Origin of the sequence: Pseudomonas sp. NFIX28, from assembly GCF_900107395.1 — a bacterium.
Lineage (GTDB): Bacteria > Pseudomonadota > Gammaproteobacteria > Pseudomonadales > Pseudomonadaceae > Aquipseudomonas.
The window spans coordinates 211,655-223,733 of the sequence record NZ_FNPW01000011.1; the positions used below are offsets into that span (position 1 = coordinate 211,655).

Consider the following 12,079-nt stretch of genomic DNA (forward strand, 5'->3'; position numbering starts at 1 on the left):
CCCGTTGCTCGGACGCGCCCATTCAACATCTGCAAAGGATTTTCATGAAAGATGCACTGAGAAAATATTTTCTGATCATCTCATTCCTCACCGTAGGCAGCATTGCGCTGATCTACGGTGTAAGCCCAACGTGGTTCGCCCTTACATTTTTAGGTATGGAGGTACTCGACATCAACATCGCTCACATTCTCCGCGCTGTAATGTGCCTGTACCTCGCGTTAGGTACATTCTGGCTGGTCTGTGCCTTCCAACCGAAACTACACAAAACCGCCATCTTTACGGTTCTGATTTTTTGCAGTGGTCTTTTTCTTGGTCGCTTAATTAGCTTCATGATTGATGGATTGCCCTCGATACTCCTTCAAATCTATGCGGGGATAGAGTTGGCGGTCATACCGTTCGCCTATTGGCTGTTGCGACTTCGCGACAGCGAATAAACCCGCGCACAACGTAAATTTGAGCTGTTATCCCTCAAAGAGCCAGGGGCCAGGATGCAGTGGGCAAAGTGCGGAACGCCAGTGAGCGATGCTCCAGTATTGGGGCATGCAATTCAGTGGTTGAATAAAACAACATACCGGCGCGCATCGATTCGCCATATGCATGTTTTCCCTGCTCGGCAGCTGCTCCAGACGCGACGGATCATTTCAACGATGGATCATCCATGTTCATTTTCTTCCAGCCCTGCAAGAGCATCTGCGCCTTCGGTTCCTGCCCGCCTTTGAGGTAGTAATGGATCAACGCCTGCCGCGCGTTGCGGTTCGCGGGCTGCACCTTCAACAGCCTTTCCAATTCCTCACATGCCGCCTCAACGTTGCCGCTGTCATGCAGTGCTACGGCCAGGACGTAACCGTATTGGGCGTTATCGGGTTCCAGTTGCGCGGCTTTGCGCAGAGCCGGCATGGCTTGATCCGTTTTACCCGCACGCACCAGCGACAAACCCTGGGTATGTTGCAGCAGGGCGGCCTCCGGGTGTTCTTTCAGGCTTTGCGCGAGCAGCGCCTGAGCTTCTTGGCTGCGTCCGCCCGCTTCCAGCCATTGCACCAGCGTCACCAGTGCCGGGTAGAAATCCGGGTCACGCTTAAGGGCCGTGCGCAGCAGCGCTTCGACTTCGCCGCTGCGACCGCTGGCCTGGTAGAGCATGGCCATGTTGAGGTTGGCTTCGGCGCGTTCGGCCAGGCTCATCTGCACCGCTTCGTACTCGGTGATGGCCGCATTCCAGTCTGCCTGGGCATTGCCCAATCCGTTACGGGCCACGCTCAGCAGATCCCGAGCCGCAACGATGCGCACCGCCTTCACCGGATCACCCAGCAACGGCGTCAGCAGCGGCGCACGTTCCGGGGGTGGCAGGAACGCGCTGATCGCCCGCACCGCACTTTCACGCACTTGCGGCGCCGGGTTACTTAAGTCCTTGGTGGCGAGCTTCAACGCCTGTTCGCTCGGGTACAGCGGCAATTCCGCAAGCAAGGTCGCACGCTGGATCGCCGGCAGGTTGCTGCGCTGCAGCTGCTCGTACAAGGCCTGCGCGGCACCGGGCTGGCCGTTGCGAATCAGCCACAGGCTTTCGTCGTAACGTGGCGCCTGCAACGGGGTGGCGCTGTTCCACAGTTTGAATTGCTCGGTGACCTTATCCCCGGCCTTGCCTTGGTGACAGGTCAGGCAAGCATCCGGCGTGCCAAGTTTTTTCGCCCGCTCCGGGTTGGGAATGCTGAAGCTGTGGTCATGCCGGAAGTCGTTGCCCATGTAGAACTTGCCGTGCATGTGGCAATCCACGCACTGGGAGCCTGGCTGTCCTTGGGTGTGGCGGGTGTGTTCGATGGAATTGTAGTTCTTCGCCTGGAGGCCCTTGCCATCGACACCCGCCACCGAGGTCTTGCCGGCGGTGTTGTGGCATTGCAGGCAGACGCCGTTGCCCGGTGCCTTGAGTTCGGTGCTGTGGGGATTGTGGCAGTTGCTGCAACGCACGCCCTTGTCGAACATTTTGCTTTGGGCGAAGGAGCCGTGTTCGAACACTTCATCCTTGATCTTGCCGTCCAGCGCATACAGCTCGCGGGTCAGGGGGCTCGGCAAGTAGTCGTCCATCAAGCGTTGGCCAACGGTGTAGCCGTCGTCCAGCGGTGCGCGGCGCGAATGGCAGCGGGCACAAGTTTCGATCTCGACGGTGGCCTCCTTGTCCTTGAGGTCGACGGCAAAACCGGCGTGGATCAAATCAGTTTTTTTCGCTGTCCATTCCAGGTGATTCGATGCAGGACCATGGCACGCCTGACAACCGACACCGAGGCTGTTCCACTGACTGTCGAACGCATTTTTTGCCGCGTCGAAATTGCGCTTGTAGCCAGTGGTGTGGCACTCGACGCACATGAAGTTGGCGTTCTGGCTCGGCTTGCTCCAGTGCAGCGGACTCTTGAAATTCACTCCCTGGCCCGGATAGAGGTGGAACCAGCGGTTTTTCTCGGTATCCCAGGCCACGCCCAGTGCTTGCAAGCGACCGTCACCGAGCTCGATCAGGTATTGCTGCAACGGCGCGATGCCAAAGGTGTAGGCCACTTTGAAGTCAGCATTCTTGCCGTCTATGCCAGGGGTGTTGACCCAGAAATCGTCGTCCTTACGCGAGAAACGTGTGGTTTCGTTTTCCGCCTTAAACGAGACGTTATTGAAGTCGCCCAGCATCGTCTCGGCACTGGCTTGCTGCATCGCCAATTGATGATGGGAGCCTTGCCAATGCTTCGTCTGCTCGCTGTGGCAGCCCTGGCATTGTTGTTCGTCGACCATCTTCGCTGGTGCCACGGCGACAGGTTGCGGCGTGGCCTGCTGAACGACCGGGGTGCTGAGTGGCACGGTTTTGATTGGCGATGGGGTGCTGCGCAGCAGAAACCAGCCGATCGCCGCTACAGCCACCAGCAACACACCGATGGTGACGGGAAACAGGTAACGGTTAATCAGGGGCGGTGGCGGATCAGGGTGTGGGGTTGCTGCATTATTTTTATGTTTCGGCATTGCGATTTCCATGGTCCAGGTGCGTTTGCCGTCAAGTGCGCGTCAATCGTGAAGAAAATTCGGGGGCACAACGAAGCCAAGGGAACGAGTACATCGCTAATTCGCTACTCGACCCTTGGGGCTGCCACGTTTCCGTCGCCGTGTGGCAGGATCGAAGGAGGCGTGTCTAAGGGCCAGCACAAACGCATTACTAGGTAGATAGGGTCATTCGGCGCGGGCAGCCAGTTGGCTTCCTTTGCCTCACCCGGAAGTCCTTTTAAATGTAGAGGGTCAGAGACCCGTCCTCATCTTTCTTCATGCCGGACAGCATTGGTGAAATGGAGTTTTCTGCAATAAGCATAGGACATTTGGGCGAGGCAGGTGCTTGAGGCGTGCAGTTGCACAGCCGGGTGCTGCAGGATGGGCCTCATGTCGAAGCAAGAGGTAAACCGGAGATATATAGCGGCCGGCCGGTTTTGGCCGATTCTGTTGAAAAAGTAGCTCCCCTGTCTGGCCTGCGGCAAAATCCTCGCATCGGCCAGCAGGGAAGCACGCAGCATGATGGGACAGTTATCGAGTGGGCAGGAGCGACTGTTTTACTCGTTCAACCTCGAAGATCACATCCCAGCCAATCACCTTCTGCGCAGCATTGATCAGTGCCTCGAACTGAACGACCTGCGCCATTACCTCGCCGATTTCTATAGCCCCATAGGGTGTCCGTCGATTGATCCCGAACTGATGATCCGCATGCTGATCGTGGGCTATTGCTACGGCATTCGCTCCGAGCGGCGGCTTTGCGAAGAGGCCCATTTGAACCTGGCGTATCGCTGGTTCTGCCGGTTGAGCCTTGAAGATGAAGTACCCAACCACTCGACCTTTTCTAAGAACCGACACGGTCGTTTTCGGGACAGCGATTTGTTTCGCTGGTTGTTCAATGAGGTGCTGCGTCGCTGCATGGACGCAGGGTTGGTCAAGGGCGAAGGGTTTGCCGTGGATGCCAGCATCATCAAGGCGGATGCGAGTCGGCAGCGCGACGTGCCGGGTGATGAACCGGTCAACTGGAGCGATCCGTCCCTGAGCAGCCGCGCCGTGCGTGAGTACCTTGAGGCACTCGATGAGGAGGCTCTGGCCAAAACGCTGCCGAAGCGCCTATCGCTGACGGATCCTCAAGCTCGCTGGACCGCAGCTCCAGGTGGCCCAGCGTTCTACGCCTATTCCACGAACTATCTGATCGATACCGAGCACGGCGTCATCGTGGATGTGGAACCCACACCGGCTCATCGCACAGCCGAGGTCGAGAGCACCAAGACCATGATCGACCGCGTCGAAGCGCAGTTCGACATCAAGCCGGAACGCCTCATTGGCGACACCGCTTACGGAACCGCGCCGATGTTGGCCTGGATGGTGGAGGAAAAAGACATTGAGCCGCATGTGCCGGTGTGGGACAAAACCGAGCGCAAGAACGACAGTTTTTCGAGCAATGATTTCCACTGGAATGAAGAGACTGAGGAGTACCGCTGCCCGGCCGGCAACATATTGCGTAGCGAATGGCGAGCTTTCAAGAACGAGCGTTCGCACATCACCAAAGCCAACACCATCATCTTCCGCTCCAGACAAACTGACTGCGTGACGTGTCCGATGAAAGCCAAGTGCTGCCCGAACACTTCGATTCGCAAGATCGCCCGCAGCATCCATGAAGCCGCTCGTGATGTGGCTCGACGAATCGCAGCGACGCGCGAGTACGTACGCTCTCGCCACGAACGTAAGAAGGTCGAAATGCTGTTTGCTCACCTCAAGCGCATCCTGAAACTGGATCGCTTGCGACTACGTGGCATGAGTGGCGCGACCGATGAGTTCACGCTGGCCGCTGCGGTGCAGAACCTGCGACGGCTGGCCAAATTTACCTCTCAAGGGCCACCGATCACGGGATAGGTGCGTCTGCACCAAGCCAAAAACTTCAAATTAACCGAATAACAGCGCAACAAAGGTCAACGAAGGGCCGAGAAACCACTCAATGTGGTGAGTAGGTTCTCCGATGGTGGTCGTGCCTGAGTTCAGACGAATTGAAAATCCGACTTTTTCAACAGAATCGGCCGATTTCAGCCTGTTGCGAGAGGCAGAAAACGACCCATTGCAACCAGTCGCAACAGGCGAAAATCGGCCACCAGCGGCCAGTAGCTTAGGCTTAGGCGATAAACTCCTCCGGATTAGTCCACGGCATGCACACCAGAAGCCACGGTCACGGCCACTGCCAGCCATTCAAGCGCTTGCCCATGATCGGGATTCCTTTCGGTTCGATACCGATGATATCGCCACCATTGACCCTGATGGTTACATGCAGATCACCGAGCGCGCCAAGGATGTGATTCAGTCCGGTGGCGAGTGAATTTCCTCAATTGACCTGGAGAACGCCGCAGTCGGTCACCCGGCGGTGGCAGAGGCAGCGGTCATCAGGATTCTCCATGCCAAGTGACAGGAACGGCCGCCTATGTCGAGGCGTTGCAGCATATGGCGACGGGCAAACTGCAAAAAAATAAGTTGCGTGAGCAGTTCCGGGGCTATCGTTTATCCGAGAAGAGATGAGCCGTCGCGTGTTGGGCAACCGTGCTTGCGGTCTCACACGCTGAGTAGCGCCGCAAAATGCTTGCCTCGTCTGTTGCAGACCTCACTTTCTAGGCAGAAGGATGAGCGGCGAGTACACAATTCAACACTGCTGGGGTATACGGAATGTTGAACATTAAAACACTTAAATCCATTACATCCGCTTTGGCATTACTCGCTCTTTTCCCATTGTCAACGGTGCATGCCCAATCAGCGACTACTGCTGAACAAGCACACGCCATCGGCATCGATGCTTACACCTATTTCTACCCGCTGTTGTCCATGGACATCACACGCAAGCAGTTCACCAACATCGAACCTGGCAAGGAGTTTGGTAAAGGCCCGATGAATATGTTCGTGAGCGTGCCGGAATATCCGCCCGCCGATTTCAAGGGCGTAGTGCGCTCGAACTTCGACACGCTCTATTCCATCGCCTGGCTGGACCTGACCAAGGAAGCGCTGGTGATCTCCGCACCGGACACCGACGGGCGCTATTACCTCCTGCCGATGCTCGACATGTGGACAGATGTCTTTGCCTCGCCCGGCTGGCGGACAACCGGCACCGAGGCGGGCAACTTCCTGGTGACCCCACCCGGCTGGAGCGGAACCGTCCCGCAGGGCTTCACCCATCTGCCAGCACCAACGCCTTATGTCTGGGTCATCGGCCGCACCAAGACCGATGGGGCTGCGGACTACCCGGCAGTGCATAATATTCAGGCTGGCTACAAGGTAACACCGCTCTCGCGCTGGGGTAAAAATGCAGAGCCGGTGACGGTACAGATCGATCCAAGCGTCGACATGAAGACACCGCCAAAGACCCAGATCGACTCTATGCCTGCGGCCAAGTACTTTGCCTATGCCGCCGAACTGCTCAAGCTGCAGCCGCCTCACAGCACCGACCAGCCAATCATCGCGCAGATGAAGCGGATTGGTATCGAGCCCGGCAAGAGCTTTGATATCGACAAGCTCGACCCGGCTGTGAAGCAAGCACTTGAGGGTGTGCCCGCCGAAGCTCAGGCACTCATGAATTGGAAGCTGGCGACACTCGCCCGAGTCGCCAACGGCTGGTCAATGAACACCGATACGATGGGTGTTTACGGCAACTACTACCTCAAGCGTGCCATCGTCTCGCAGCAAGGGCTCGGCGCCAACGTCCCCGAGGATGCGATCTATCCGCTGAATATCGCCGACGACACCGGCAAGCCCCTCGACGGTGCAAACAAGTACACGCTCCACTTCGAAAAGGGCGCCACTCCACCGGTAAACGCTTTCTGGTCGATCACGCTTTACGATAGCGATGGCTTCCAGGTCGGGAATGCGCTCAATCGCTTTGCCGTCAGTAGTTGGATGCCGTTCAAGACCAATGCAGATGGCTCTCTCGACCTGTACTTCCAAAACGAGAGCCCCGGCAAAGACAAGGACGCCAATTGGCTGCCTGCTCCCAAGGGAGCGTTCAACCTGACCATGCGGCTGTATGGACCAAAGTCCGAGGCGCTCAATGGTAAATGGAACCCTCCTGCGGTTAAGCGGATGTAGAGGAAAGTGGCTCGATCCCATCAATTGCGTATGAGCGCAAATAACGGGCGTACAACAGGGGATCAGCCACTTCATTACTCGTCCCCTCAAGTGATCGCGACGGGAGCCCGACTCCCGTTCGCGACTCAAAAGGCAGGAATGCCTCCCGCTAATGTCTGAATCGCCCCGGATTCTCTGGACACCTTGCAAGCTCATTGCGTAACGCTTTTCAAACGCTACCGGTGACAACTGATTGTTGAAACCATGGCGGTGTTTTGCGTTGTAGAACATCTCGATGTAATCGAACACATCACTACGAGCATCTTCGCGCGTGGAATAGATTTGCCGCTTGATCCGTTCCCGCTTTAGAAGCTGGAAAAAGCTTTCAGCCACGGCGTTGTCATGACAATTGCCTCGGCGGCTCATGCTGGCAACCAAATTGTTCGCTTTCAAAAAACTGCGCCAATCGGAGCTGCTGTACTGGCTGCCTTGGTCGGAATGAATCATCACCTCTTGCTTCGGTTTACGCCTCCAAACCGCCATCAACAACGCATCGATGGCCAAATCACTGGTCATTTGCGACTTCATTGACCAGCCAACGACCTGGCGAGAAAACAGATCCAGCACCACAGCCAAATACAGCCAGCCTCCATACGTACGAATGTAGGTGATGTCGGTGACCCAAACCTTGTTGGGCTCTACGACATCAAACTGGCGCTTCAGTAAATTGGGTGAGGCGACCGCTGGCTTACCGCCGTACTTTCCAGGGCGACGTCGATACCCTCTCTGAGAGCGCAGCCCTTCAAGACGCATCAGCCTCGCCACACGATGACGACCACAATCCTCACCGACCTCGCGCAGATCGTCATGGATTTTGCGATAGCAATAAACGCCGCCGCTCTCCAGCCATGAATGCTTGATCAAACCCAGCAGTCGCTGATCGTCTTTGGCGCGTGCAGATTGCGGCTCAGACAACCAGGCGTAATACCCACTGGGATGGACTTTCAGCGTCAGGCAAAGCCGTCGAATCGAATAGTCGCCCGCGCGCTGTTTGATAAAGGCGTACTTCAACCGCACTCCTTGGCAAAGTACGCGGCGGCCTTTTTAATATGTCTCGCTCTTCAGTCACCCGCTTGAGTTCCGCTCGCAGACGACGCAGCTCAGCGTGCTGATCATCATCCTGCTGCCGTTCTTGTTGAGGTTTGCTGTAGCGCTTTATCCAGGCATAGAGGCTATGCGTCGACACGCCGAGACGAGCCGCTACATCAGCGACAGGCAGCTTCTTTTCGGTCACCTGATGGACCGCTTGAATTTTGAATTCTTCGGGGTAACGCGGGTTGCTCATGGCACCTCCTAATTGGCCTCAGTTTAAGGCAAAGAGGTGTCTACGAAACCCGGGGCGATTCAGATTTCAGATAATGACAGTGGAAGAGGTGAAGTCTCTTCTATCAGACCGTCCCAGCGGCCTGTTTCGGTCAAAGGACAATATCCACCTGTCAGCGATAATTTTCACTAACGCCTGTACTAAGTAATTGCACAGACTTGCCCACCCGTTTGTATTCGACCTGACCAGTCATTTGCATCGGATTTGACCAATACGTTTTGGCCCGTAGCGGCCGTTCGCCTGCCCCCCATGAACATCAGGTATTAAAGGAAGCTTACAGCCGATCCCACAGTGGGCTCGCTTTCGCACCGCCATCGCCTGAACCTCGGCGTCTAGCGCTTTTTCTTGTTCACCTTCTTGGCTTCTTTTCGAGCTTCTTTCGCCATTCTGCGTCGCTCAGCTCGGTTCATTGGGGTGCCAGACTCGTAATCGTAGAACTTGGGACCACTGAAGTTGAACGGCATCGGGAATTCGTGACTTCTTCCGCCGAAGTACTGCACATCCTTGCTCGGTGTCTGTAGTACGTCGAGCTCTTCCATTGCGCCCTTCCAAACGGCGGACTCCTCTGAGCTCATCTCGTGAGTAAGGTCGACGTACAAGAATTCTTGCGAAGCTACTTTCTCGGAGAAGGGCTCGGATGCAATACCAATCGCTTCGGTCACGCGGGGAAAGCGCAGCTTGATGCCGTGGCAGTATGCGAGCAGTGCAGCCGAGCGCATCTCCCGGTAATCCTGGTAGTCAACATTCGGCGGCTTTGGAACAGTCAGGAATACGTACCCGCGGGACATGTTGTCGCCGCTCAGGATCATGCGTGCGAACTTCTTACCGGGCTCGCTCTTCGAGAGCGCGAAGCGGAAATGACAGGCGAGCTCGCGCCTTGCAAGTCGGGGCTCTGCTGCGATGGCGCGCAGGATTCGCTCATGGTCGACGGTCTCCGGCGGTATCTCGGGGAGCCCAACCGCTGTTCCTGCGCGAACGAAGGATGCTTGGTACTCAATGAGTGCATCCCACATGTAGCTGCCCTGATCGGCCTCGTGCTTGGCCGCTCGCTGAGGGCTTGAGCGATAGAACCGCCAATCTCCCTCCAGGAGGGCGACGGCACCAGTGGCAGGGGGCACCTTGGGCAAGGTGTGCCGACCGTTCTCCATCGTGCACATGTACTGCGCAAGCAATTCCTCTTCACCGGCAACGTGCATGAAGACGCCGTTCGCACCGAAATAGCGCTCCTTGCAGGTTAGGTAGTCGACAAGGTCCGGGACGGTGTCCAGTTCCTCTAAGAGGGCGTCGACTGTCACCTCATCGAGGACGTGGACGAAGCGGCGGTCTTTCAGTGGGAAGCCGACTTCAAAAGGGCGTTCGTGGTGGGCGTTGCCCTCAAGCATGCTGTTGAGCATCAAGCTGCCGCTGCTTCCAGCGCCGAAGTACCGAACTGCTGCCTCATGGCCGCCTCGCGTTACGGCAATCAGGAAGTAGCGGGCTAAGCTTGGGTTCGGGAGTTCCACGGGCAACTTGGTCTGACATGACTTGTCGACGAACACGCGGCCTGGGAAACGACGCAGGAAATTTTCGGCCCCTGCAAGCTGCCTTGCTGACTTCTCGATTGCTCGCTTGTACCAACGCGGCCAGGCAACCTTGATGTCCACGTCCGACTGAAACGCGCAGTGCTTGTCGGAGAACAGCAGCACGTCGTTGCCAAAGACCACCAGCAGGTCTACCAACTCCTTGCCATCCCCCTTACCGCTTGATCTCCCTTCGTCGCTGTGAACGTTCGGGTAGCTCCACAGACTCAGGAACGCCTTGCGGGCGAGCCGCGCAAGGGCACGCTCCGAATCGGTCGTGCCCTGTGCCTCAGCTGCTTTCTCCCAGGCGGTCTTGTTGCTCATCCTGCTATCCCTAGTCTGCGATTCCACAGCATATCTGGGCCGCTCACTACACGTGCATCGAAATCGTGTGAGCGACCAATGACCCCTCTTGATTACATTGCGGTCGCCCGCGCCGCCGAGGCGTGCGGCAGCTCTTGGCCGTTCTCTCCCGATCATGGTTACAGAGCTCGCTGGTCAAATCCTATGCAATCGGTGGTCAGAACGAATGCAAATGACTGGTCAGGTCGAATGCAAACGGGTGGTTAAGTGGAATGCAATTTCGCATGTACGATAACAAAGCTCAGCCGAGTGCCAATTTCAGGCAAAGCATCTTTGAACGGCCACCGATATCTACGCTTTGGCGAATTCTTTGACGGCACCCTCGGCGCATCGCTCGGCATCCCTTTTCTGTTCGATATTGCATCTGGTGATTATGGGAAACTTTGGCCTGAATATGACTATGAGTCGTGGTCTGCAGAAGTGGAGGTCTTTCACAGTCCAATGGCAGAACAACCCATGTCTATTGAGTTGATGCTTGAGGCTATTCATTGGAGAGAGATCAACGGTAGATTTGAGCGAAAGCCTTTTTTGAGCTATCCATTCTTCGATCCAGGATCATGATCCTCAACTCCGAAGCTAAGGTTCCATCACCTGATGACCTGCTGGCAGCAAGTTCTATAGAGCAGGACATTTGACGGTCGAGTAGGTGACGCGAGGTGTACTTCCGGCGAAGATTCCAGCAGCATAATCTGCGATAGGCCGCTCATTCATGGGGTTGGTGCACTGCTGGTCGCAAGTGCATTTTTCGTGAAACTTCTTGGCGTGGATCGGAGCCGGACGAGCACCTGACGGTATGCGCTGCATCATTCGATTTATGCGCAAGGCGAATCAAATTCGCGCTTCTGCGTGCCCGTCCCTCATACGTTAGGGCTCCATTGGACTTTTGGCCGGGAAAGTATGGCCATAAATTGCCTATTCGCCAACGGCAGTCTCTGGCCGATATTGCCATCCTATAAACGCCGCAGCCGCATGATAGTGTCAGTAATGCGTCGCGCATTGATATCAAGCGTTTCCATCGCCGCCCCTACGGTATCGACCAAATTCCGAGCTCCATTTTCAGAGGCTCACATTGTCACCATCTTCAATGGCTGCACATATAGCGTGCTGATTGTGCAGCAGGGTGAGAGCATCTGCTGTGGCTTCGTCGACTTGCCTTGTCCCAAGGCAAGTACTCCGATAGCGCGGGGTTCTTTCCGCAATTCTTTTTGAGGTGCTGATTTTACTGGCTTAAGACAGAGAGAAAAATTACTGAGTGCGGAAAAATAATGATGCTAAACGTATGATTTATAAGTCTTAAAAGATGGACTTAAAATCCCGTGTGTTTAAAAGGATTTTATATGACTTGTTTGCGAGCGCGGATGCCATCTTCGCCACATACAACGACTTGCCAAGGAGGTATTGCTCCCTTGGCAAGTCGCAGAAGAGCAGGGCAAGATCTGATACCGATTTTGATACCAGGGACTGCTTAAAGATGCATTCTCGTGCGATCCTGTGCGAGCTAACCCATTGATTTTCTTGCGCTTGTGACCGCATCGCAATGCATCCAAGATCGCATCGTGATGTTAGCTGTGGAGATCAATTACTTACCTATCAATGATTTAGAGCTGCAATGGTTTAGCGCCGCAATGGTCTGGAGCTGACATGAAACGGCTGACGCCGCCTCGGCACCCTGCCTGGAGCTTCTCCA

6 protein-coding genes and 2 pseudogenes are annotated in these 12,079 nt (G+C 55.8%); 5 read left to right on the plus strand and 3 right to left on the minus strand.

Annotated features, from left to right (window positions below; genetic code table 11):
- The first annotated feature begins 44 nt into the window (after positions 1-44).
- A complete protein-coding gene (locus BLV20_RS21210; protein ID WP_092304425.1) occupies positions 45-434 on the plus strand; it encodes a DUF4345 domain-containing protein in 390 nt (129 codons plus the stop codon).
- 202 nt (positions 435-636) lie between these two features.
- Here the strand turns inward: BLV20_RS21210 and BLV20_RS21215 are convergent, their stop codons facing one another.
- Complete coding sequence (locus tag BLV20_RS21215; protein ID WP_092304426.1) at positions 637-2,991, minus strand: tetratricopeptide repeat protein; 2,355 nt, start codon at positions 2,989-2,991, stop codon at positions 637-639.
- Between the two features lie 537 nt (positions 2,992-3,528).
- Between BLV20_RS21215 and BLV20_RS21225 the strand changes: the two genes are divergently transcribed.
- The 3 genes and pseudogenes from BLV20_RS21225 to BLV20_RS21235 all read left to right on the plus strand — a co-directional run bounded on the left by BLV20_RS21225 (position 3,529) and on the right by BLV20_RS21235 (position 7,107).
- Positions 3,529-4,902: a transposase gene (locus tag BLV20_RS21225; protein ID WP_092304427.1), complete on the plus strand. Its 1,374-nt coding sequence runs from the start codon at positions 3,529-3,531 to the stop codon at positions 4,900-4,902.
- A 367-nt stretch (positions 4,903-5,269) separates the two neighbouring features.
- Positions 5,270-5,553 (plus strand): annotated as a pseudogene (locus tag BLV20_RS21230) (long-chain fatty acid--CoA ligase); the annotation flags it as partial.
- 144 nt (positions 5,554-5,697) lie between these two features.
- On the plus strand, positions 5,698-7,107 hold the full coding sequence (locus BLV20_RS21235; protein WP_092304428.1) for a DUF1254 domain-containing protein: 1,410 nt from the start codon (positions 5,698-5,700) through the stop codon (positions 7,105-7,107).
- A 177-nt stretch (positions 7,108-7,284) separates the two neighbouring features.
- On the opposite strand, the pseudogene BLV20_RS21240 reads toward BLV20_RS21235, so the two are convergent.
- Positions 7,285-8,431, minus strand: a pseudogene (locus tag BLV20_RS21240) (IS3 family transposase); the annotation flags it as partial.
- A 371-nt stretch (positions 8,432-8,802) separates the two neighbouring features.
- Positions 8,803-10,353 carry a hypothetical protein gene (locus BLV20_RS21245; RefSeq protein WP_092304429.1) on the minus strand — a complete coding sequence of 517 codons (1,551 nt, stop codon included), beginning with the start codon at positions 10,351-10,353 and terminating at the stop codon, positions 8,803-8,805.
- A gap of 246 nt (positions 10,354-10,599) precedes the next feature.
- Between BLV20_RS21245 and BLV20_RS31105 the strand changes: the two genes are divergently transcribed.
- Positions 10,600-10,953: a hypothetical protein gene (locus tag BLV20_RS31105; RefSeq protein WP_139192729.1), complete on the plus strand. Its 354-nt coding sequence runs from the start codon at positions 10,600-10,602 to the stop codon at positions 10,951-10,953.
- The last annotated feature ends 1,126 nt before the right edge of the window (positions 10,954-12,079 follow it).

Excerpts from the sequence above, each read along its gene's own strand:
- BLV20_RS21245 (WP_092304429.1), bottom strand. The coding sequence starts at position 10,353 with ATGAGCAACAAGACCGCCTGGGAGAAAGCAGCTGAGGCACAGGGCACG.
- BLV20_RS21235 (WP_092304428.1), top strand. The coding sequence starts at position 5,698 with ATGTTGAACATTAAAACACTTAAATCCATTACATCCGCTTTGGCATTA.
- BLV20_RS21215 (WP_092304426.1), bottom strand. The coding sequence starts at position 2,991 with ATGCCGAAACATAAAAATAATGCAGCAACCCCACACCCTGATCCGCCA.
- BLV20_RS21225 (WP_092304427.1), top strand. The coding sequence starts at position 3,529 with ATGATGGGACAGTTATCGAGTGGGCAGGAGCGACTGTTTTACTCGTTC.
- BLV20_RS21210 (WP_092304425.1), top strand. The coding sequence starts at position 45 with ATGAAAGATGCACTGAGAAAATATTTTCTGATCATCTCATTCCTCACC.